The organism is Exiguobacterium abrahamii, assembly GCF_015645365.1.
In the GTDB taxonomy this organism is placed as follows: domain Bacteria; phylum Bacillota; class Bacilli; order Exiguobacteriales; family Exiguobacteriaceae; genus Exiguobacterium_A; species Exiguobacterium_A abrahamii.
This window is the reverse complement of sequence record NZ_JADOYC010000008.1, coordinates 162,353-184,642: the sequence shown is the minus strand read 5'-3', so window position 1 is coordinate 184,642 and position 22,290 is coordinate 162,353. Positions and strand designations below refer to the sequence as shown.

General features: G+C 49.0%; 26 protein-coding genes, 7 tRNA genes and 1 rRNA gene. 32 read left to right on the top strand and 2 right to left on the bottom strand.

All coding sequences use genetic code 11. The features are described from left to right. From rrf to ITJ88_RS15800, 18 genes are all read left to right on the top strand, one after another. A 5S ribosomal RNA gene (gene rrf, locus ITJ88_RS16490) occupies positions 1–77 on the top strand; the annotation flags it as partial. A gap of 11 nt (positions 78–88) precedes the next feature. Then, a tRNA-Asn gene (locus ITJ88_RS15880) sits at positions 89–163 on the top strand. A gap of 2 nt (positions 164–165) precedes the next feature. Beyond that, a tRNA-Glu gene (locus ITJ88_RS15875) sits at positions 166–240 on the top strand. Positions 241–253: 13 nt separating this feature from the next. Then, positions 254–326 (top strand) — tRNA-Thr (locus ITJ88_RS15870). Positions 327–363: 37 nt separating this feature from the next. Continuing rightward, positions 364–447 (top strand) — tRNA-Tyr (locus tag ITJ88_RS15865). 4 nt (positions 448–451) lie between these two features. Further along, positions 452–524 (top strand) — tRNA-Lys (locus tag ITJ88_RS15860). 6 nt (positions 525–530) lie between these two features. Continuing rightward, positions 531–602 (top strand) — tRNA-Gly (locus tag ITJ88_RS15855). Between the two features lie 9 nt (positions 603–611). Then, a tRNA-Ala gene (locus ITJ88_RS15850) sits at positions 612–687 on the top strand. A gap of 211 nt (positions 688–898) precedes the next feature. Further along, complete coding sequence (gene rocF, locus ITJ88_RS15845; protein ID WP_029343103.1) at positions 899–1,807, top strand: arginase; 909 nt, start codon at positions 899–901, stop codon at positions 1,805–1,807. A 125-nt stretch (positions 1,808–1,932) separates the two neighbouring features. Then, positions 1,933–2,496, top strand: coding sequence for an RNA polymerase sigma factor SigW (gene sigW / locus ITJ88_RS15840; protein ID WP_023466660.1), 564 nt, complete (start codon positions 1,933–1,935; stop codon positions 2,494–2,496). Between the two features lie 16 nt (positions 2,497–2,512). Next, on the top strand, positions 2,513–3,133 hold the full coding sequence (locus ITJ88_RS15835; RefSeq protein WP_029343104.1) for an anti-sigma factor: 621 nt from the start codon (positions 2,513–2,515) through the stop codon (positions 3,131–3,133). A gap of 79 nt (positions 3,134–3,212) precedes the next feature. Then, the gene (gene cdaA / locus ITJ88_RS15830; protein ID WP_370567854.1) at positions 3,213–4,073 is read left to right on the top strand and encodes a diadenylate cyclase CdaA; all 861 of its coding nucleotides are present in this window, start codon (positions 3,213–3,215) and stop codon (positions 4,071–4,073) included. Beyond that, positions 4,073–5,359 carry a CdaR family protein gene (locus ITJ88_RS15825; RefSeq protein WP_064300434.1) on the top strand — a complete coding sequence of 429 codons (1,287 nt, stop codon included), beginning with the start codon at positions 4,073–4,075 and terminating at the stop codon, positions 5,357–5,359. Before cdaA ends, ITJ88_RS15825 begins: the two co-directional genes overlap by 1 nt. Before the next feature lie 29 nt (positions 5,360–5,388). Next, on the top strand, positions 5,389–6,744 hold the full coding sequence (gene glmM / locus ITJ88_RS15820; RefSeq protein WP_029343107.1) for a phosphoglucosamine mutase: 1,356 nt from the start codon (positions 5,389–5,391) through the stop codon (positions 6,742–6,744). A 413-nt stretch (positions 6,745–7,157) separates the two neighbouring features. Further along, entirely contained in the window at positions 7,158–8,954 is a 1,797-nt protein-coding gene (gene glmS / locus ITJ88_RS15815) for a glutamine--fructose-6-phosphate transaminase (isomerizing) (RefSeq protein WP_064300436.1), read from the top strand. Between the two features lie 75 nt (positions 8,955–9,029). Continuing rightward, the gene (locus ITJ88_RS15810) at positions 9,030–9,596 is read left to right on the top strand and encodes a hypothetical protein (RefSeq protein WP_195866253.1); all 567 of its coding nucleotides are present in this window, start codon (positions 9,030–9,032) and stop codon (positions 9,594–9,596) included. A 23-nt stretch (positions 9,597–9,619) separates the two neighbouring features. Beyond that, complete coding sequence (locus ITJ88_RS15805) at positions 9,620–10,387, top strand: alpha/beta hydrolase (protein WP_195866252.1); 768 nt, start codon at positions 9,620–9,622, stop codon at positions 10,385–10,387. Between the two features lie 38 nt (positions 10,388–10,425). After that, positions 10,426–11,025, top strand: coding sequence for a short chain dehydrogenase (locus tag ITJ88_RS15800; RefSeq protein WP_195866251.1), 600 nt, complete (start codon positions 10,426–10,428; stop codon positions 11,023–11,025). Between the two features lie 38 nt (positions 11,026–11,063). Here ITJ88_RS15800 and ITJ88_RS15795 read toward each other — a convergent pair whose 3' ends face one another. Continuing rightward, positions 11,064–11,237 (bottom strand): hypothetical protein, encoded by a 174-nt coding sequence (locus ITJ88_RS15795; protein ID WP_195866250.1) that lies wholly within the window; start codon positions 11,235–11,237, stop codon positions 11,064–11,066. 130 nt (positions 11,238–11,367) lie between these two features. On the opposite strand from ITJ88_RS15795, the gene ITJ88_RS15790 reads away from it, so the two are divergent. The 4 genes from ITJ88_RS15790 (at position 11,368) to ITJ88_RS15775 (ending at position 14,371) form a co-directional block, all read left to right on the top strand. Further along, entirely contained in the window at positions 11,368–11,928 is a 561-nt protein-coding gene (locus ITJ88_RS15790) for an isochorismatase family protein (RefSeq protein ID WP_195866249.1), read from the top strand. Between the two features lie 13 nt (positions 11,929–11,941). Continuing rightward, on the top strand, positions 11,942–12,424 hold the full coding sequence (locus tag ITJ88_RS15785; protein ID WP_195866248.1) for a GNAT family N-acetyltransferase: 483 nt from the start codon (positions 11,942–11,944) through the stop codon (positions 12,422–12,424). Continuing rightward, the gene (locus ITJ88_RS15780; protein ID WP_195866247.1) at positions 12,421–13,314 is read left to right on the top strand and encodes a phosphotransferase family protein; all 894 of its coding nucleotides are present in this window, start codon (positions 12,421–12,423) and stop codon (positions 13,312–13,314) included. The genes ITJ88_RS15785 and ITJ88_RS15780 overlap by 4 nt, the downstream gene beginning before the upstream one ends. A gap of 64 nt (positions 13,315–13,378) precedes the next feature. Further along, positions 13,379–14,371 carry an NAD(P)/FAD-dependent oxidoreductase gene (locus ITJ88_RS15775; protein ID WP_195866246.1) on the top strand — a complete coding sequence of 331 codons (993 nt, stop codon included), beginning with the start codon at positions 13,379–13,381 and terminating at the stop codon, positions 14,369–14,371. Between the two features lie 61 nt (positions 14,372–14,432). Here the strand turns inward: ITJ88_RS15775 and ITJ88_RS15770 are convergent, their stop codons facing one another. After that, the gene (locus ITJ88_RS15770; RefSeq protein WP_041254964.1) at positions 14,433–14,771 is read right to left on the bottom strand and encodes a winged helix-turn-helix transcriptional regulator; all 339 of its coding nucleotides are present in this window, start codon (positions 14,769–14,771) and stop codon (positions 14,433–14,435) included. Positions 14,772–14,887: 116 nt separating this feature from the next. Between ITJ88_RS15770 and ITJ88_RS15765 the strand changes: the two genes are divergently transcribed. The 10 genes from ITJ88_RS15765 to ITJ88_RS15720 all read left to right on the top strand — a co-directional run bounded on the left by ITJ88_RS15765 (position 14,888) and on the right by ITJ88_RS15720 (position 22,220). Beyond that, positions 14,888–15,742: an SDR family oxidoreductase gene (locus tag ITJ88_RS15765; protein WP_195866245.1), complete on the top strand. Its 855-nt coding sequence runs from the start codon at positions 14,888–14,890 to the stop codon at positions 15,740–15,742. Between the two features lie 74 nt (positions 15,743–15,816). Next, positions 15,817–16,671: a PPK2 family polyphosphate kinase gene (locus tag ITJ88_RS15760; protein WP_195866244.1), complete on the top strand. Its 855-nt coding sequence runs from the start codon at positions 15,817–15,819 to the stop codon at positions 16,669–16,671. Between the two features lie 190 nt (positions 16,672–16,861). Next, complete coding sequence (locus ITJ88_RS15755; RefSeq protein ID WP_023466686.1) at positions 16,862–17,287, top strand: DMT family transporter; 426 nt, start codon at positions 16,862–16,864, stop codon at positions 17,285–17,287. A gap of 12 nt (positions 17,288–17,299) precedes the next feature. After that, on the top strand, positions 17,300–17,962 hold the full coding sequence (locus tag ITJ88_RS15750) for a Crp/Fnr family transcriptional regulator (protein WP_370567853.1): 663 nt from the start codon (positions 17,300–17,302) through the stop codon (positions 17,960–17,962). Between the two features lie 12 nt (positions 17,963–17,974). Next, the gene (locus ITJ88_RS15745) at positions 17,975–18,445 is read left to right on the top strand and encodes a DMT family transporter (protein WP_023466690.1); all 471 of its coding nucleotides are present in this window, start codon (positions 17,975–17,977) and stop codon (positions 18,443–18,445) included. 2 nt (positions 18,446–18,447) lie between these two features. Continuing rightward, positions 18,448–19,149 (top strand): YjjG family noncanonical pyrimidine nucleotidase, encoded by a 702-nt coding sequence (locus tag ITJ88_RS15740; RefSeq protein ID WP_195866243.1) that lies wholly within the window; start codon positions 18,448–18,450, stop codon positions 19,147–19,149. Between the two features lie 107 nt (positions 19,150–19,256). Next, a complete protein-coding gene (locus ITJ88_RS15735; protein WP_370567852.1) occupies positions 19,257–19,694 on the top strand; it encodes a GNAT family N-acetyltransferase in 438 nt (145 codons plus the stop codon). 102 nt (positions 19,695–19,796) lie between these two features. After that, positions 19,797–20,339: a sigma-70 family RNA polymerase sigma factor gene (locus ITJ88_RS15730; protein WP_195866241.1), complete on the top strand. Its 543-nt coding sequence runs from the start codon at positions 19,797–19,799 to the stop codon at positions 20,337–20,339. After that, the gene (locus ITJ88_RS15725; RefSeq protein ID WP_195866240.1) at positions 20,314–21,672 is read left to right on the top strand and encodes a DUF4179 domain-containing protein; all 1,359 of its coding nucleotides are present in this window, start codon (positions 20,314–20,316) and stop codon (positions 21,670–21,672) included. The genes ITJ88_RS15730 and ITJ88_RS15725 overlap by 26 nt, the downstream gene beginning before the upstream one ends. A gap of 65 nt (positions 21,673–21,737) precedes the next feature. Next, the gene (locus ITJ88_RS15720; RefSeq protein WP_195866239.1) at positions 21,738–22,220 is read left to right on the top strand and encodes a GNAT family N-acetyltransferase; all 483 of its coding nucleotides are present in this window, start codon (positions 21,738–21,740) and stop codon (positions 22,218–22,220) included. Positions 22,221–22,290: the final 70 nt, after the last annotated feature.

The following is a 22,290-nucleotide window of genomic DNA, read 5'->3' as shown; positions in this document are numbered from 1 at the left end:
CCGAACACGGAAGTTAAGCACTTGAACGCCGAAAGTAGTTGGGGGCTTCCCCCTGTGAGGATAGGACGTTGCCAGGCATTTAATTTATTCCGCAATAGCTCAGTGGTAGAGCAACCGGCTGTTAACCGGTAGGTCGTAGGTTCAAATCCTACTTGCGGAGCCAATGGCCCGTTGGTCAAGCGGTTAAGACACCGCCCTTTCACGGCGGTAACACGGGTTCGAATCCCGTACGGGTCACCATTATACTTTTTGTGCCGGTGTAGCTCAGCTGGTAGAGCAACTGACTTGTAATCAGTAGGTCGCGGGTTCGACTCCTGTTGCCGGCACTGTTTTTCTCAATTGTATAAGTTTCCTAGACAAACTGGGGGGGTAGCGAAGTGGCTAAACGCGGCGGACTGTAAATCCGCTCCCTCGGGTTCGGCGGTTCGAATCCGCCCCCCCCCACCATGTCGAGCCATTAGCTCAGTTGGTAGAGCATCTGACTTTTAATCAGAGGGTCGCAGGTTCGAATCCTGCATGGCTCATTTCTTGCGGAAGTAGTTCAGTGGTAGAATACGACCTTGCCAAGGTCGGGGTCGCGGGTTCGAATCCCGTCTTCCGCTTTTTCTTTCGGGGCCTTAGCTCAGCTGGGAGAGCGCCTGCCTTGCACGCAGGAGGTCAGCGGTTCGATCCCGCTAGGCTCCACCAATTTTATTTAAAGATCTTAAGCGAGTTTCGTTCGTCTTAAGTTTTTTTTATATGAAATGCCAAGCATAACCAGAGTACGTACGCAAGAACACCGTGATTCCCTTCACGGTGTTTTTTTGTATATTCATGCGTTTTTTTGTTGAGTTGAACCACTTGTTTGTTACCGCTTACAATACATGTAGAAGTGACTATGACATAGGGGGAATATCGTATGAACATCGCGTATATCAGCGTACCGTACCGTTATGGACAAGGAAAGCCAGGCACTGAACATGGACCTGCAGCTGTCGAAAAAGCGGGTCTACTCGCGACACTCGAAGCACGGGGACAAGAAGCAGTACGCTACGGGGAAGCGGCTGTCTTATCCGAGGATGCAGTCCGGGAAGAAGATCCGAAGCTGAAACGTCTTGAAGGCGTCGTCCACACGACGAATGACCTGCACCTGATCGTACGTGACGCGTTATCGGAACAACGTTTTCCGTTGTTAGTCGGTGGCGATCACAGCATGGCGATCGGAACGATTGCAGGGCTTCGTCAGACTGTACCACGTCTTGGCGTCATCTGGTTCGATGCACACGGTGATTTGAATACACCGGAAACATCACCGTCTGGTAACATCCACGGTATGCCGCTCGCTGTAGCCCTTGGGGAAGGACATCAGCGTTTAACGGAAGTCGGAGGAACAGATGTCAAGCTGCAACCGGAACATCTCGTCTTCATCGGATTACGTGACGTTGATCCAGGCGAACAAGAGCTGATTGATCGTCTTGGTATTCGTGTCTATGATATGGAAGCGATCCGAACTCGGGGAATGGACGCGATCATGGAAGAAGCGATTGCCTATTTGAAGGAAACGACGGATGCGTTCTATCTTAGCTTCGATATGGATGGTCTCGATCCATCGCTCGTCGTCGGTACAGGAACACGTGTCGCTGACGGTATTTTCTTAGACGATGCGAAGACGGTGCTCAAGCATTGCGCAACGGCAGAAGACTTCATTGCAGCTGAATTCGTTGAAGTGAATCCGTTACTTGAAGAAGGAAACGGAACAGCAGAACTTGCAAATGAACTGATCGGAGATCTACTTTTGGCAATGGAAACACATCGCTTAGTAAAATAATGGATAGAACTTGAACTCTTTTCATCGGGGTTCAAGTTTTTTTTGTTACAATTTAAAAGGAGATGAAACATTTATCGGTCGACTTCGTATAAGAGATTGACCGCATAGAGCGGGGGGTATTCAAAGTGGAAGAAACGACACTACGCTTAATTGAGCGAGTGAAACAGGGAGACCGTGATGCATTCGCGGCACTTGTTGATCTATATAAGGAAGGTGCCTTTCTTGTGGCTTTCCGTGTCTTGCGCGATCGAATGGAAGCGGAGGATGCGACACAAGAAGCCTTCATCCGTGTATTTACGAAGATTGATTCGTATAATGCACAATGGAAGTTCCGGACTTGGTTGTACCGAATCGTCACGAACGTATCGATTGACCGATTACGGAAAAAGAAACCTGATTATTCTCTTGATGCTGAGATGTCAGGTACTGAAGGACTGACATTGTATTCACAACTCGAGAGCAAGGACACCTTGCCGGAGGACCAAGTGGTCGATAACGAGCAACGAAACGAAGTCGGGGACGCGATTGCAGCTTTACCAGAAAAATACCGTGTCCCACTCGTCCTGAAATATGTAGAGGATCTTTCGCTAAAGGAAATCAGTGAAATGATCGAATTACCTGTCGCTACTGTCAAAACTAGAATTCATCGTGGACGAGAAGCGCTGAAGAAGCATTTTGCCAAACGATGAGAAGGAGGAACTCACCATGTCACGAGAGCATGTACATGAACGGATCCAGGATTATTTAGATCAAAACCAACCACCTGAGGAATTCGAGCGATTAGAAGCAGAGTTACGAGAAGTAGACGCGATGGACGAGTTCGAAGAGTATCGGCTCCTTGATGCTCGACTGCGTCAACTTCCAGCGCCTAAATTATCGGCAGATTTTACATCCCGCGTGCTGGCACAATTGCCCGACCAGGTGGAGACGCCAAGCGCTGCTTTGCTGCACCAACCGCAACCATCTCGTTTTGGAGGGAAGATGAAGCAGTACCCATTGCTCGCGGCAGCGGCTGTTTTCTTACTCTTGTCGGTCGGTAGCCTAGGTGGTTATATGGCACAAGAAGAACATGACTTATCCTATACGAATGCACCAGGTATCGTCGCTCAAAATGGCGAGGTCGTCGTTCCGAAAGGTGTCACGGTCGATCAAGATCTATATGTAGAAGGCGGGAACGTCCGAATCGAAGGGAAAGTCAATGGTGACGTCATGACCGTTGACGGGAAAGCGTACACGGCGAGTGCCGGTAGCGTGACCGGAGAAATCAAGGAAATTGATCAATTATTTGAACGCGTATGGTACGGAATCAAGCGTCTATTTCAATAATCAGCTGGGACGAGTCGAACTCGTCCCTTTGTGCTATAATGGAAACTGTTTAAATCAGATGAGTTAGGGGGCACGGTTGGTGAATTACTTCAGCTGGCAACCACTTCAATTTCAATTGTTGAAACTGGGAGAAAACGTACATTGGTACGATTATATTAATGACGTGATTGATATCGCGGTCGTGACGTTCGTCATTTACCGTCTCATGATCATCGTCAAAGGAACAAAAGCGGTCCAGCTCATCAAAGGGATCTCGGTCATTTTGATCAGTTGGTTCTTGAGTGGCTTTTTTGGACTCAAAACACTGCAATTCTTATTGAATCAAATCATCACCTATGGGTTACTGGGGATCATCATCATCTTCCAACCCGAACTTCGGCGTGGGCTGGAACACTTGGGACGAACGAGTAAATTTTTCTCACGTAGTGCGGTCAGTGATGAAGATGAACAAGTTCGAATCGTCGATGCACTCGTATCGTCTGCTCAGTACATGTCAAAACGGCGTATTGGGGCACTCGTGACGATTGAACGGGAGACCGGACTGAGTGAATACGTGGAGACGGGTATTCCGCTCGGCTCACAAATCACGAGTCAGTTGCTGATCAACTTGTTCATTCCGAATACACCCTTACATGATGGCGCCGTCATCGTCCAGCAAGGCAAGTTAGCAGCAGCCGCTTGTTACTTACCGCTGTCTGAGAGTGCACATATCTCAAAAGAGCTTGGAACACGTCACCGTGCTGCCATCGGTGTCAGTGAGGTGACGGATAGCGTCACGCTCGTCGTCTCGGAAGAAACGGGTGGTGTCTCACTCGCCATCAATGGACGGCTGTACCGGGAACTCGACGAAGAATCCTTACGGACGAAGTTACTTGAGACGATCGTCAAGGTCGAACCGACGAATACTTCCTTCTTGAACTGGATGGGGGCGAAAAAATAATGTTCGAAAAGTGGTTCAATGAACGCTGGTTTTTACGCATCGTTGCCGTCGCCTTAGCTGTCATGTTGTATTTGATGGTCGCAGGTTCGAATACGACGGGAAAAAGTGATGCCGCTAGTCTATTACCGATCGCAGGACAAGGTTCGACGAAATTTGACGTACCGGTCACGGTCCAGTATGATGAATCGCAGTGGGTCGCCTATAATATTCCAGATAGTATGGAAGTGACCGTCAAAGGGCCTTCGAGTAGTTTGACGATGCTCCGGCTCGTTCAGGATTTTGGATTATCGATTGATTTGAAGGGACTCGACCCTGGCTATCATCGTGTCCGTGTCACAGCAACCGGCTTCGGAAAAGATGTCGAGGTGACACCGAAACAGGAGACGATTGAAGTTTTCCTCGATAAGAAGATTACAAAGGAAGTACCGGTACAAGTCGCCTTACTCAATAAAAACAAAATCGCTGAAGGATATGTCGCTGGAGAAGCGCAACCGAACCAACAAACTGTTGAAGTCACGGGAGGCGCAGAGAAGTTACAGGCGATTTCAGCAATCCAAGTACCGATCGATGTGACCGGTCGGGCAGAGACGTTCAAAGAGACGTTCAATGCTAAAGCGACTGACACGAACGGAAATACGATCAGTGCATCTTATCAACCGGAACAATTAGAAATCACAGTACCGATCTATAAGGAAAGTAAGACGGTACCGATTAATGTGAAGACAAAAGACAACGTCAAAAAAGGGTATACCGTCGTCAAGATCGTTCCCGTCACGACGGAAGCTCGTCTATATGGAACAAAAGAAGAATTAGAGCGCATCGGTTCTGTTGATACGGAAGCAGTCTCGCTCAAAGGATTGACGAAGACGACCGAAAAAACCGTCAAACTCGTCGAACCAGAAAACGCGACGGCGATGGATCCGACACAGGTCACCGTCAATATCGTCGTCGAAAAAGAAAATGCCAATTCGACGACAGAAACCGTCGAGGATCGAGCGGAGAAAACAATTCCAGGTGTGACGGTCACGTTGAATGGATTCGATGAATCAAAGTATACGATTGATTACAATCAAACGATTGATGTCGTCGTCCGCGGGAAAGAATCTGATTTAGCATCGATTGATGCGACGGATATCAAAGCGGTCATCGACGTGACAGGATTAAAAGAAGGAACGCATGGATTGCCGATCTCGTATCAGACATCAAAAGCCTTTGATGTCCTGCGTCCGGATAATATGGATGTCACATTAAAAGCAATTCCCCGGACATCGATTCCGACCAATTAAAACAAATTAGTGAAATGAGGAAATAACACATGGGTAAGTATTTTGGAACTGACGGCGTACGCGGCGTCGCAAACGTAGAATTGACACCGGAACTTGCGTATCGCCTCGGTCGAACAGGTGGTTACGTGTTGACGAAACACGAAAGCACACGACCAAAAGTCTTGATTGGACGCGATACACGTGTATCTGGTCAAATGCTTGAGAATGCACTCATCGCGGGTCTGTTATCAATCGGTGCAGAAGTCATGCGTCTTGGTGTCATCTCGACACCAGGTGTTGCATACCTGACAAAAACGATGGATGCGACAGCCGGAGTCATGATCTCTGCATCGCACAATCCAGTGGAAGATAACGGGATCAAGTTCTTCGGTTCAGACGGCTTTAAGCTCGATGACGCAACAGAACTTGAGATCGAAGCATTGCTCGATGAAGCAGAAGATACATTGCCACGCCCAGCCGGAAAAGAGCTCGGCTTCGTTCATGATTACTATGAAGGGGCTCAGAAATATCTCCACATGCTTCGTCAGACATCGGATGAAGATTTCTCAGGTATCCATGTCGCGATCGACGGCGCACACGGGGCGACGTCAAGCCTCGCACCACGTCTATTCGGTGACTTGGAAGCAGAAGTATCGACGATCGGTACAACTCCGAACGGACTCAACATCAATGATGGTGTCGGTTCGACACACCCTGAACATCTCGCTGCCTTCGTTAAGGAAAAAGGCGCAGACGTTGGTTTATCGTTTGATGGAGACGGCGACCGCTTGATCGCAGTCGATGAGAACGGTGATATCGTCGATGGCGATAAAATCATGTTCATCTGCGGGAAATACTTGAACGAACTTGGTCGTCTGAAAGACAACACGATCGTGGCGACGGTCATGAGTAACCTCGGTTTCCATAAAACCGTCGAAGAAAACGGGATGACGGCGCTGCAGACAGCGGTCGGTGACCGTTATGTCGTCGAAGAGATGCGTAAGAACGACTATACACTCGGTGGCGAACAGTCGGGTCACATCATTTTCATGGACTACTCAACAACAGGAGACGGCATGTTGTCAGGCGTCCAGTTGTTGCAAATCATGAAAGCGACAGGGAAGAAGTTATCGGAACTTGCAGCTGAGATGCCGATCTTCCCACAACGTCTCGTAAACATCCGTGTTTCAGACAAAAATGGCGCAATGAGCGGTCCTGCCGTGCAAGCAATCATTGCCGAAGTCGAAGCGGAGATGGCGGGGAACGGACGGATCCTCGTTCGTGCGTCAGGAACAGAACCACTCGTTCGTGTCATGGCAGAAGCTCCGACACAAGAAGCATGTGATGCATACGTCGAGCGGATCGCGAACGTCGTTCGTGAGAACTACGCGTTACAAGAAAACTAAGTAGCCCGAAGCAGAGCGATTGCTCTGCTTCTTTTTTTTACAATTATTTTAGAAAAACAGATTGAGATTTTTACAAAAAATAGGGATTATGCGTATTGAATAGAAAAATATCGGGAATAGTTACAAATACGTTACCTTTCTTGCTTTTTCAGATTAAAGTTCGTATGATGGTGAAGTCGGACAGAAACGGGGTCAGACGGAAACAAGAAGCGCCAGGGCTTTCTTCGTAGGATGAAAGCTGACGAGGTGGAGGTTTATCGAATCATTCGGCGGATGCCTCCCGGTACCAGATCCATACCGTAAATCGTTCTGAAATCGTTCAAGTGATTGGACGGACAAACAGACCGATCGGGATCCTCTCAACAAGAGCCGTTTCCTCTTTAGGGAAATACTTGTAAATGGAGAGATGTAACATGTGCGGAATCGTAGGTATGATCGGACAGGTCAACACAAAGGAAATTTTATTAAAAGGTCTCGAGAAGCTCGAGTACCGCGGCTATGACTCGGCAGGTCTTGCGTTCGTCAACGACGGCGTCCAAGTCCATAAAGAAGTAGGCCGGATTGCTGCGCTACGCGAAGTCGTTCCTGCTGATGCAGACGGCACAGTCGGAATCGGACACACACGCTGGGCAACACACGGTGTCCCAAGCGTACCAAACGCGCACCCACACCAAAGTGCGTCAGCACGTTTCACACTCGTGCACAACGGCGTCATCGAGAACGATGAGCAGCTAAAAGCAGAATTGAATGTCGATCTCCTGAGCGACACGGATACAGAAGTCATCGTTCAGATGATCGAAAAGAACTTCAACGAGACGGGTGACGTCGCGGAAGCATTCCGTCAAACACTCCGTGTCTTGCACGGTTCGTATGCCCTCGCATTGATCGATGCTGAAAATCCAGACGTCTTATACGTCGCAAAAAACAAATCACCACTTCTCGTTGGTCTCGGTGACGGTACGTTCAACGTCGTCGCGTCAGACGCAATGGCAATGTTACAAGTAACGGATCAATTCATCGAGTTGCATGATGGCGAGATGATCATCTTGACGCGTGATAGCGTGACGATCCAAGATCTCGACGGGAACGTTCAAGAGCGTGAAGCGTACACGGCTGAAATCGATGCATCAGACATCGAAAAAGGAACGTACGCGCACTACATGCTCAAAGAGATGGATGAGCAACCAGCGGTCATTCGTAACATCGTTCAAAAATATCAAAACGAAGCAGGCGACATCACACTCGACCAATCGGTCCGTGATCTCGTACTTGGTCGTGACCGTGTCTACATCATCGGTTGCGGAACAAGCTACCATGCTGGTTTGATCGGAAAACAGTTGATCGAACAAATCGCAGGCATCCCGACAGAAGTGCACATCTCTTCTGAGTTTGGATACAACATGCCATTATTGACAGAGAAACCGCTCTTCCTCTTCCTTTCACAATCAGGTGAAACAGCGGATAGCCGTGCCGTTCTCGTCGAAGCGAAGAAACTTGGTCACCCGGCACTGACGATCACGAACGTTCCAGGATCAACATTGTCACGTGAAGCAAACGCAACATTGTTGCTCCACGCGGGTCCAGAAATCGCCGTTGCTTCAACAAAAGCGTATACAGCTCAAATTGCTGTCCTTGCTGTCCTTGCGTTTGACCTTGCTCAAGCAAAAGGAGTTGCCGTCAACTTCGATCTCATGAAGGAACTCGGTAAAATCTCAAGTGCGATGGAATCGGTCATGTCTCAAAAGGATCGTTTCCAAGAAATCGCGACAGAATACTTGTCTGAGTCACGTAACGCGTTCTTCATCGGTCGCGGACAAGATGCGTACGTCGGGATGGAAGGTGCATTGAAACTCAAAGAGATCTCGTATATCCAAGCAGAAGGATACGCAGGTGGAGAGCTCAAGCACGGTCCAATCGCCTTGATCGAAGACAACACACCGGTCATCGCGCTCGTGACACAACCACACGTTCACCTCAACAACCGTGGGAACGTCAAGGAAGTCGTCGCACGTGGGGCAAACGCATGTGTCATCGCAGCAGAAGGTCTTGAATTGCCGACGGATGCATTCGTCATCCCAGCAGTCGAGCCACTCTTGTCACCGCTCTTGTCTGTCTTACCACTTCAATTGATCTCATACTACGCGGCACTCGGTCGCGACTGTGACGTCGATAAGCCACGTAACTTGGCGAAGTCGGTAACGGTTGAATAAGGAAACAAATCGACTCCAAATGACAGGCGTGTAAGCGTCTGCCGTTTGGAGTTTTTTATATGAGAGGAGAATAAGATGAACCGCTGGCTTACAGCATTTCCTAAACGATATGAACAGGACGTTCGGGTCGTTAAAGCATGTCTACCATTTGCATGGACACGCTTATCACCAGGAACAATCAAAGTGAAAGTAGAGCAGGAACAGATACAGATTCCGATGCGTGTATACGTGTCAGAAATCGACTCGGAGCGGATCGAGGAACTGACGTCGACACAACAAACGATGTTATATTGTCTCTACACCCGTCACCATGATGGTCATGTTCGTGAGCATTATCTTCAGCAGTTACTTAAAAACCATTCATACGACGCATGGGTTCTCGCCTATCTCATCGAACTTGCTAGTGAATACGTCCGTGAAATCGTCGACATCATCGTACCCGCAATCGAGCAATGGGATCCGGAAGTGAAGCGGCGATTCGTTGAGGATGATCCGGCATACATGAAGCGAATCGAAGACCGGATGATCAGTTACTGGAATGCTTATTATCGGTCAAGTGGCGAACGACGATCCGAAGCGGACTATCCAGGCTTTCGGATTATAGAATCGTTACGGGAGGATGCTTCGGTAGAAGAAGTGTGAAAAGATGAAAAGGAGGGGCGCACTTGATTACGAAATCAAAGGATCTGTACTTAGAAGGACCCGGACCTGCTGTTTTGTTGTTACATAGTTTTACTGGAAGTGCGAATGAGATGCGGGGACTCGCTCGTTTTTTACATGCAGTCGGCTATACCTGTTACGCGCCCAATTACGCCGGGCACGGGGAATCGCCGGAGCGCTTGTTTGCGACGACGATCGAAGACGTCTGGCAATCCGCGCAAGTCGGACTCGCGTTTTTACGTGATCAAGGGCACAACGACATCTTTTTGATCGGACAATCACTCGGTGGAGTGATGGCACTTCGACTAGCAGAACAGTCAGGATGCGCTGGACTCGTCTTACTCTCAACGCCGATTCTTGAGCGGACGATTGCGGGACTCGAGCACCGCGTCCGTCGGTATACAGAACGGTATTTTCAATTTGACGATCGCTCACCGGAGTGGATCGTAGACTTTGTCAACCGTCATTTTCCACGACCGGAGAAAGACTTACGGGCACTGCAACAGTTCATTCTCGACACAGGAGTCGTCTTGCCGAAGATCACGCAGCCGATCGCTCTATTCCTTGGCGCCTTAGATGATGCCGTCTATCATGCGAGTCTCGAGCGAATCGAAACGACGGTGCTGAGCCGAGATCAGAAAAAGGTTCTTCTTCCGAACAGTAAACATTTACTGACGCTCGATCGGGATAAGCAACGTTTGTTCGAAGAAATCCTCATCTTCTTGAAGACGCATCCGGTAGAATCCTTGAAACCATCATCTGCTGTGCAGTAGGCTAGATAGGTAAGCTAGACGTGAAAGGGGAAGGGATCATGCGAATTTTAGTAGTAGGAGCAAGCGGAACGATTGGGCAGGCAGTCGTCGAACGGCTGAGTGAGCGGCATGACATCATTCGTGCCGGACGAAGCGGAGCGGATGTACAAGTCGATATTACGTCAGAGGAAAGTATTCGGGCAATGTATGAAACAGTCGGTTCTGTTGACGCCGTTATCAGTGCGACAGGTGGCGCTCATTTTGGCCCATTGACGGACTTAACACCGGAACTTAATCAAATCGGAATCGACAGTAAACTAAAAGGTCAGGTCAATCTCGTCTTGCTTGGTTTAGAGTCCGTACGAGACGGCGGAAGCTTTACGCTGACGACCGGCATCATGATGGACGATCCGATTCGCCAAGGCGCATCTGCTGCGCTTGCGAACGGTGGAGTCAAAGCGTTTGTTCATGCAGCAGCGATCGAGATGCCACGAGGTATTCGGATCAACAGTGTCAGCCCGAACGTACTGATCGAGTCGCTTGAAAAGTACGGACCCTTCTTCCGTGGTTTTGAAGCCGTTCCGGCATCACGTGTCGCGACGGCGTTCGAAAAGAGTGTCGAAGGGGCGCAAACGGGGCAAAATTACGAAGTCTATTAACTAAAAAAGCAGGTAGCGAAAAATCGCTATCTGCTTTTTTAGAGTCCAGGTGTCAAAAAATGTCTGATTCCGAACAATAATAAACTAATACCAAGACAAATAAGTAAGTTACGTACGAACCAGCGACCTGTCATCGTCCGGTTCATGATCAGTTTCTCCAGTGTCAGATTGACGAGAAGCACACATAAGAAGATGACGCCAAACCAAATCATCCAGACACATCCTTTCCTTCTTCTTAACGAATCCAACAGCTGAAAAGTTTCACGCCCGTCAAGAGCAGGAAATCATTCAGATGAACGGGAAGGAAACAAGCAGTCGATTTTTACAAGGAGGAACATGACGATGAAACAAGCAGTCCTAGTGATTGATTTTCAACAGGAACTCGTCGACGGAAACACGGAAGAACGTCCGGTATACTTAAAAGAGCAAGTCGCGCACGTCATCGAAGCGGTCGTGCTTGAAGCAGACGAACGAAACGTTCCGGTCGTCTTTATTCGGGATTTGGACGTCGCTAGCGGAACAGGACCTGGGTTTGCAGTCCATGACTCGATTCCCGTTCCAGCTTCCAGTGTCACGTTCGATAAAGCGGCGACGAATTCGTTTCATGGCACCCCCTTGCTTGATTATCTACGCCAAGCATCGATTGAACATCTGATCGTCTTAGGCTGTAAGACGGAACACTGCATCGATACCGCGGTGCGCAGTGCGACAGTGCATGGCTTTGATGTCACACTCGTCGCCGACGGGCATACGACGAACGGGTCCGATATACTGACGCCGGAGCAAATGATCGCCCACCATAATCAAGTCTTGCACGGTCATTATAACGTCGAACATTTTGCGATCGTTCGTCCGTCGACGGAAGATGTCTTCACCCCAACCCACAATGACTACCGGACATGAAGAGGAGAATAAGATGATTGAATTACGAAAAATAACAGCGTCCGATTACGATCGCTACGCGACGCTCGTCCAAGATGAACGTGTCATGCGTTACATCACGGAACAGGCATTAACAGATACGGAAACGAAACAACGCTTTGAGCGAATCCTTGAACAACAGCAGCACGACCGACTCGGATCGTATCTGATTTATGCCGAAGAGACATGGATTGGAATCGGGCACATGACCCGGAGTCAAACGCAACCGTTCGAAGCAGAGCTCGGTTACATGCTGCTACCCGATCAGTGGAGACGCGGATACGGCACAGCGATTGCAGAGCGTCTCTTACAGCTAGCGACAGAAGAAGAGCTACAGGTCGTCACGGCGACGATTGATCCAGCACATGAAGCGTCGCGCCGTATTTTGATCGGATTAGGTTTTGAATCGACCTATGTTGGACCGATTGACGGTCTACCAGGTGAAACGCTACAGAAAATAGTGGGAACGACGGAATGACGCGAGACGAATGGATTGAACATTTTCAACTCGACGTCGCAGCATGCGCGACTGTCGACGAATCGTATAGTTCTGAAGTCGATCGTCTCGTCCTAACGGATGGTCAGGTCGTTTTCTTAAAGCGCCCGTATACGGCTGAAAAGTGGTACCGGGAACGTGGCTGGATTCATGCACTAGAAGAATTTGTACCCGTGCCGCACATCTTAGCTGAAGCAGCTCCCGGGCAGACGACAGGGGCGTTCGTCCTCGCTGCCTTAGCGGGACAGGCACCGGTCACGATGACGAAGAAATTGGCGTACGAAATTGGTCGAACGCTCGCAATGCTGCATACGTGTACAGGAGAAGTTTACGGCGAGTATACGGAAGATGGATTTTATGCCTATCCGGTTCAGGACTGGCGACGCTTCCGGAATGAAAAGCTCGATGGATTCATGCCGTTCATCACGTCCGAACTCGATCCCGGTTTTTTAGAGAACATCCAAACCGAATTAATCAGACGGGAACAGTTGTTACCGGAGCCTTCACGTCCCGTTGCCACACATTGTGACTTCCGCCTAGCGAATTTACTGGCGGTAGGTGATCACGTTACAGGGGTGATCGATTTCGAGACGACCCGTTACGGGGCCGTCGAGATGGACTTCACGAAGATCGTCCGTAATCTCAATACGTTCGGTTCCGTTTATGTCTCGGCGTTTCAGGAAGGATACGCGACGTTACACCCAGACGTTCCGATCGAGACGTATCTAGCATACTATCGTTTGTGGGAAGCACTCACGGCCGTTGGGTGGTGCATCAAACGTGGACTAGAAGAGCACCGGGCGTTCTTTGAGGAGAACATCATGCTCATCGAGCAGGAATTACAGATGACGAGCATATCGGACGGGTATTGATTCACCCATGTCTTGGAAGAAACCTCTATACTTAGGGAAATGAGGAATATGAGGGGGAAGCGAGATGACAGGGAAACGAATCGGAATCATCGGTGGTGGGCTCGCCGGAATCTTTGCGGCACGTCAATTGCAGGCAGCAGGACATGCTGTTGAAATCATCGAAAAAAGCCAGAGCGTCGGGGGGCGAATGGCAACTCGTCGGATTGATCAAGGAACAGCGGATCATGGTGCCGTCTTCTTCACAGTTCGGACGGAAGAGTTAGGACGCGAAGTCGATGAATGGCTTGAGAAGGGATGGATTCGTAAGTGGTTCGGAACGGATTTTCCACGCTATGTCGCAACGAACGGTATGAATCAACTCGTACAAGCGATTGGTCGAGGAATTCCCGTTCAATTGAATGAGCAGGTCACGCATATTACGGCAACAGAGGATGAACTCGTCACACAAGCGACGGATCATCAAGGTACGTATGATGCGTTACTCGTGACGGCGCCTGTGCCGCAAGCATATGAACTGTTGCAGTCTTCTGATCTGGCGCTTGGAGATGACGATCATGAGCAGTTGCGCCAAGTGACGTTCGAGCCAACATTCGTGGGTCTGTTTGAAATCAAAGAGCGACTGATGATCGGGGAAGTCGGCCTACAAGACGAACAACTCGTCGATGGGATGTTAAAACTCGTCAATAATGCCGAGAAGCAGATTTCGAAGACGACACTCTTGAGCGTCTATATGACAGCTCGCTTCAGTGAAGACTGGTACGAGCGTCCGGAAGAAGAGACACTCGCTGAAGTCGAGCGGCTGTTACAACAGCAACTCGGACCGGTGACGATTGTTTCGCGTCAGCTCAAACGTTGGCGTTACGCTCAGGCACGTGCGGTTTACCGGACACCGCATTTGAAACTAGCGGCACATCCGCTTTGGCTTGCCGGGGATGCGTTTCTTGAAGCCGATGATGCGTCAGGGCGGACGCGCGTCGAGAGTGCTGTCATTTCCGGATTACGCGTCGCTGAAGCCATCGACACCCACTTACGTCAGACGGTGACAGCGACGGAATGAACGACAACATGCACTTCTTTTCTAAATCGAGAAGAAGCGCATGTTTTTTTGTTACTCACGATCATTCCCCCTGGAAGTGTTGCTCACTCCAAGCGGCCATTTGGTCAAGAATCGGTAAAAAACTATGTCCGGCATCCGTCAGGGAATATTCAACGCGAGGAGGAACTTCGCCAAAGACGTGTCGTTGAATCAAACCGTCCGCCTCGAGCTCGCGAAGCTGACGCGTTAATGTTCCTTTAGAGATGCCTGTTAATTGTTGCAGTTCATGAAAACGATGCGTCCCGTGTGTCAGGTGCCAGAGCAAGATGATTTTCCATTTGCCAGCGACCATCTGTTGGACCCGAGTGACTGGACAAGCCGTCCGTTGATTAGTCGTTGAATCAAATACAGCCACGTTCATCCTCTCCCATTGGTTCGTTTTGAGGGACCTAGTTTCAGATAAGTGCCTACTTTTTTTAGTGTATCACCTGGCGTATCATGAAGAACAACATCAAACTTCAAAGGAGTGGTTTCATCATGAAATGGTTAATTACAGGAGCAACCGGAAAATTAGGTGCGCGCATCGTGCAACATCTCAGTGAACAAGTCGGCAACAAGCATGTAGCAGTTAGTGTCCGTGACGTTGAAAAAGCAGCGTCGCTTGCAGCGCAAGGAATCGACGTCCGGCATGGTGATTTCGATCAGCCGGAAACACTCGGACACGCATTTCAAGGTATCGATCGTCTGCTGATCATCTCGACGGACGGTGAAGAAGCAACACGGATTCGGCAACATCAAGCCGCTGTCACGGCAGCACAAGCGGCAGGCGTCAAGCTGATCGGCTATACGAGTATCGCCAATGCGGCACACAGCACGAACGGACTTGCGCGAACACATCGGGTCACAGAAGAAGCGATTCAAGCGACAGGTATCCCGTATGTCTTTTTCCGCAACAACTGGTATCTCGAAAATGAACTCGGAACGATTGATGCCGTCGCGCAAGGCGCAGACTGGTTAACGGCAGCAGGTGAAGGCAAAGTCGGATGGGCGTTACAAGAGGAGTATGCGCAGGCGATTGCGACAGGGCTGACGCTTGAACATCCAAAACCAATCTATGAACTCTCTGGACCATTGCATACACAAGCAGAACTCGCGACTGCAGTCGGAACAGTGCTTAAACGATCGGTCGTTTTAGATGAAGTAGATGGCGCGACCTATGGCGAGCGGATGCAAGCAGCTGGCTTACCTGACTTCTTGATTCCAATGTTGACGGGTATCCAGGCAGATATCGCAGCAGGAACTCTGGCAGTGGAAAGTACTGATTTTAAAGAATTACTCGGTCGTCCTGTGACGACGCTGGAAGAGGGAGTCCGTCTCCTTTTGAAAAGATAAGTTCATCTGAACGTTTTTAGGATAAACGAGTAGGGTAAACCCCTTTTAGAAGCAATTAAAGGAGGAGCCCTACCATGAAACTGTCATCCTATCGTGTCAAGGAAGGCGAGCAAGTCTCGTTTTCGAATTACCCGACATCAGAAAAACATGAGATTTCGGAAGCGGAATTGCGAGAGAAGCGGATTCCGAAAAGTGTCGAGAGGTTACAAGAGTTACACTGGCGTTTGTATGCCGAAGAAAAGAACGGCGTCCTCGTCATCCTGCAAGCGATTGATGCAGCGGGGAAGGATGAGGCGATCAGCTACATCTTTTCTAACTTGAACGCACAAGGACTCCGGACGATTTCCGTCAAGAAGCCATCGGATACAGAGCAAAAACACGATTATCTATGGCGGATCCATGAAGGATTACCAGGAAAAGGCGAGATCGGCATCTTGAACCGCTCGTATTATGAAGAAGTCATTGCTCCCCGGATTCATAATTTAATCGAAGAAGAGGAGAAGCCGAATAATGGTGATGTGTGGCAGATGCGCTATCGTCAAATCAATGACTTCGAACGGTATCTCGTCGAGAACGGCTTCCGTGTCGTCAAGTTTCTGTTCCACGTCTCAAAAGAAGAACAGCGGAAGCGGTTGTTGGACCGCTTAAAGGATCCGAAGAAAAACTTTGAATTCTCGTTTAATGACATCGAGGAGCGAAAACACTGGAACGAGTACCATGATATTTTTGCCGAACTTGTCACAGCGACATCGACATCTTATGCGCCATGGTATATCTTGCCGGCAGATGACGAATGGTACTCCCGCTATATCGTTACCGAAGTCATGAATGATGTGCTAAAAGAAATTGATCCGCAATATCCGAAATTGTCGGAAGAGGATCAGGAACAACTAGATGAAGCGATTAAACGATTGGAAGAAGAAGCATAAATCATTTACACCAAAAGCGATTGTTCTCTTGCTGAGAAGAATCGCTTTTTTGATACACTTGGCTTTGTATGAAATCCTTTTTAGTCAACATAAAGTCTGAACTTCTAAATATCTCAGGACAAATGTCCTGTTCAAATCAGAAGGATTCTCGTTAAATGAAAGTATTATGGAACAAGAGAGGAGTATGCACATGCGTGGTGTCTTATTTGCGATTGCGGGTGGCTTTTTCTTAACGCTTCAAAGTGTTGCTAATGCCCGAATCAGTCAAACGATCGGGACGTGGCAAGCGGCGACGATCACCCAGATGACCGGGTTCATCGTTGCGATCCTCTTAGCAATCGTCTTACGGGATCGCAGTTTTTCAGCGATGCGACGTGTCAAGCCGCTCTATCTGGCAGGGGGAGCCTTTGCGGCGATCATATTATTCAGTAACATGACGGCTGTCCACCGGATGGGCGTGACTTTGACGATTTCGCTCTTTTTACTGGCGCAATTAGCGCTGGCACTCTGGATTGACGGAAGAGGCTGGTTCGGCGTCATGAAACGTCGACTGCGGGGACCGCAGATCATCGGCATCTTGATGATGGTCGCAGGCATCTTCATCTTAAAGAGCTAAGGAGGAGAAGAAGTGACGGACATTGTGAGCTATTTGGAGCGGTATCAGTTAACGCATGTTTTTGACGCATCGCTACGCAAGGCGATGCACATTCAGACGTTCGCACCGGGTGAGGCTTTATGCCGACAAGGTGATGTTGCGCATGAACTCTACCTGCTCGTCGAAGGGAAATTGAAGATCACGCATATGTCGGCAACGGGGAAACGTCTCGTGTTGTCCTTCAAGCATCCGTTTGATCTCGTCGGTGATATCGAGTTTGTCCGAAAGATTGATTTGATGAACACGGTCGAGGCAGTGACACCAGTGACTGTCTTACGCATTGCCTATCCGGATTTGGAAGAAGCACGTGTCCATCATCCTGCCTTTCTATTATTTTTACTCGAGACGATTACGAAAAAGTTTGAATTAAAATCTCATACGCTCAGCTTCAACCTGTTGTACCCGGTCGAAGTCCGGCTCGCCAGTTATTTGTTGTCGATGACACCTAATACGGATGCTTTTGCGAGTAAGGAACTCGTCGATGCGGCAGATTTGATCGGGACGAGCTATCGTCATGTCAATCGTGTCTTACGCCAGTTCGTCGACGATGGGTTGATCCGCCGGACGCAGCATACGATTGAGATCATTGATCGAGACGGATTGATTGAGCGAGTCGGAGAAAGCATTTACGAATGAAGGAGGTGCGACATGGTTACGGGAATCATCCTTGCCCTTTGTGGGGGCATGCTCGTCTGTATTCAAAATACGTTTAACGCAAAAGTCAAAGAACACGTCGGTGCTTGGGCGACGACGACGCTAGTCCTTGGACTCGGGTTTCTCGCTTCATTGACGATTGGTCTGATCGTCGAAGGATCACAACTGTTTGCACTAAAAGAGGCACAAACCTGGTTTTGGTTCAGTGGAATCATTGGTGTCGGTGTCGTCCTCTGTGTGACGCAAGGCGTTCAACAACTCGGACCGAGTCGTGCGATTTCGATCGTCATGGTATCACAAATCCTGTTTGCCTTACTGTGGGATACGCTCGGTTGGTTCGGTTTACAGACCGTTCCGTTTACGTGGACGAAAGCACTCGGCGTGCTACTGATTGGTGGCGGAGTTCTTTTATTTCAACTGGGCGGGAAAACAACGACTGTACAACACGTACGAAAAGGAGCTTGAATATGTTTTACACGACGGTATTATTCGATATTGACCATACATTACTCGATTTTGAAGCGACGGAACGGACTGCCTTTCGCCGCCTGCTCGAGCAACAAGAGTTGCAGTGGACGCCGGAGCGAGAAACGCGCTATAAAACACTCAATCAAGCACTTTGGAAAGCGCTCGAACGAGGCGAGGTGACACGCGAGGAAGTCATTCACTCACGGTTCGTGACGTTCTTCGCGGAAGAAGGACGGACGGTCGACGGACGAGAAGTTGACGAAACGTATCGCGGCTATCTCGCACAAGGAACAGAATTGATTCCGGGTGCGACGGCGCTGCTTGAGCAGCTAGCCGGAAACGTCACGATGTACGTCGTCACGAACGGTATTTCGAAGACGCAACGCGCACGGCTCGAGGGCGCTGGATTAACGGACTTCTTTGAAGGAATTTTCGTTTCAGAGGAGACGGGTTTTCAAAAGCCAATGGCAGGATTCTTCGACCACGTGTTTGCGCGAATTCCGCAATTCGACCCGGCGCGAACGATCATCGTCGGGGATTCCTTGTCAGCTGATATCGCAGGTGGAAATCAAGCTGGTATCGCCACATGTTGGTTTAATCCAGAAGGAAAATCAGCGGCGGATATCAAGCCGACGTTTACGATTACGTCGTTAGCCGAACTACCTACGTTGCTTGAAAACGCAGCAGTCCTTCAACAATGAATCAAACCAACCGATAGGAGAGAGAAGGAAAGGGGGCGATCACTGTGCAACGATGTGATCAACAGACGCTGGAGGCAACTCCCGTCTAACTAAAAGGGGAAATGAACATGATTCAACTTGTACCGGTAACAGCAGAAAACTGGGAAGCGTGTTGTGAGCTGACACTGACAGCAGAACAGCAAGACTTCATGGAAGCGAATGTCTACTCGATCGCGCAAGCGAAGTTCGAACCGAGCCTTGTCCTTCGGGCGATCATTGCAGGTGAAGCCGTCGTTGGTTTTGTGATGTACAACACGGAGTTAGAAGAACTCAACGGCTACTGGATTTACCGCATCATGATCGATCAAGCGCAGCAAGGGAACGGAATCGGACGATTGGCGATGCACGCCGTGATTGACGAGATGCGCGCGTTACCTGCAGCGCAACGAATCGTCGTCGGCTATCGACCGGATAATCAGGCGGCACACCGTCTGTATGCGAGTCTCGGCTTCATCGACCACGGGGACCGATTCGGTCGGGAAATGGCAGTACGATTAGACATTTGAAGGATGGAAGGACTCTTGAAACGCAAGAGTCCTTTTCTTTTGGATATTTTTTGAAACTTTTTGTGACTCGTCATGCTCTAATAAGTAAAGGGAGGGAACACGATGGACTTACGAAACGAGCACACGACACTCGTCCGCCGTGCGATGAAGCACGATGAAGCGGCATTTGAGCAATTGGTGCTCCTACATAGCGAACAACTCTACCGAACAGCGTATCTATATGTGAAGAACGAACACGATGCCTTAGACGTCGTACAAGAGACAGTTTATAAAGCGTTCATCTCGATCGAACAAGTGAAGGAACCAAAACATTTCGTGACATGGATCACGAAAATCCTGATCCGCAATTGTTATCGCGTGTTGGAAAAACAACAACCAACCGATAACATCTTACTTCATGTTCCGATACAGGAAGACCAATCGCGAGACGAACATCTTGATCTCGTGCACGCTTTATCGCATCTGCGAAAAGAATACCGGGATGTCTTAGTTCTTTTCTATTTTCATGATATTCCGATGAAAGAGATCGCAAGCTTCATCGGCATTACTCTCAATACGGTCAAGACGTACTTAAAGCGAGGACGCGAAGAATTGAAGATACAGTTAGGAGGAATGGATTATGGAGCAGCACGATCTACGAAATGACTATGAAAAAATTCCTGTTCCGACGAACGCCTTACAAGACCGGATTCGTCAAGGCATCACGCAAGGCGTAGCGGAAAGAAAACAACGACGTCCTCGTCGGAAACAGTATGTCGCCATTGCGGGTCTTGCCGCCTCGCTATTCGTGACGACGTTCATCGTTCCACCGTTTGCTTCCGCGATGTCGCATGTTCCATTGATTGGTGGATTGTATCGTCCTTTTACAGAACAGGGCACAGTCGGTACGGAAATCGAGAAGAAACAACTTGCAACAGCAATTGATCAGACGGTAACCGATCAAGGCATTACGATCAAGGTCGTCGACGCCTACTATGATGGTACGACGATCGGGATGAATCTGACGGCAACTGGTGTACCAGACGTCAACGAAACGAAACGAGCTGCGTTTTATGAAGTGTTCAAAGGGGATAAACGATTCGAAGGTACTGAAAATCAAGAACTGGCACATTTCAAACAGGACGGTAAGGTATGGAAAGCACGAATCGAATATGATGTCGGCTTACAGAAATTAAGTGATGCAATGCAGGTACCACTCGTGATTTCGGAAATGTTTGGTCTAGACGGGAACTGGCAATTCGAGGTTCCGGTCAAACGATTGCAAGCGATTGAACAGACGTTTAATACGACGGTAAAAAATCCTGATTATGCGGTCGATGTCATCTTGAAACAGATGACAAAAGGACAGGCAAGTACGACGTTTGATTATACGGCGGTTTATCCGAAGTCGGATCAATATTGGCTAGAACTGGCTCTATTTGATGATAAAGGGAAGGAGATCATCAAAAACTGGTCAGTTGGAACATCGTTAGTAAGTGGTACGGTCAGCGGGTCGCAACGAACGGATGTCTCGCGGATTCGATTCGGAAATTATGTCATTCCATCCGGGTCCTATACGTTGCATCCTTCTTTGAGCCTTTCACCGAAGACACATTGGCTGTCATTAAAGGAGACATCCTTCCCTTATACGCAACAAGATGCGCATCATCCATTAAAGATGACGATTCAACAGGTAGAGACGTCCGGTTCTCACGTACAGGTTGATTTCTTGACGAACTCGGATCAAAAAAGTTCAGATATCAAGTTGGATGTTAAAAACAGCATGTTCCTGATTCAAGGAAACGAACCACCGGATGGTCGTGAAATCAAACCGACTGTTGAAGTCATCGATGCGAAACAAAAGTTACTACGGGCGACGTTCACGTTATCAGCGTCGCAAATAGAGGCAATCGATGACTTCTATCTACAAACGGGCTATTCCAACACCGTGACGAACACACCAATCGACTTGAAACCGATCCCGTTCACCGTCGATTAAACAGGAGACTCCTGACATGCTGTCGAACTAGAATCAGCATGTGAGCAACAAAGGAGTCTGGTGAGATGAAAGTACGTCAAATGACAGCGGACGATTACCCAGAAGTCGTTCGGATCTACGAACAAGGAATAAAGACGGAGAATGCGACGTTTCGCACGGAAGCATTACCGTACGAAGAATGGACGAAGCATCATCACGCACACAGCCGCCTCGTTGCGATGGAAGACGAGCAACTGCTCGGTTGGGTCGCGTTAAGTCCATTCTCTTCGATTCCGGCATACGCCGGTGTCGCTGAAATCAGCCTCTATATCGCGGAAGAAGCACGCGGTAAAGGTGTCGGCACACGCTTGATGGACGACGTCATTCAAGCAAGTGAAGCAGCCGGAATCTGGACGTTGCAATCGCAAATTTTTCCGGAAAATCAAGCGAGTCTGCGCCTTCATGAACGATTTGATTTTCGGGAAGTCGGTCGCCGGGAGCGAATTGGTCGGCTCGGAGGCAGATGGCGCGATACGGTATTGCTTGAGCGACGCAGCACATATCTCTAAAATTTGGCAAGTGGACACAATGTTCCCTTGCCTTCTTTGTGTTGAAAGCAAGGGATAACGGGAAAAGACA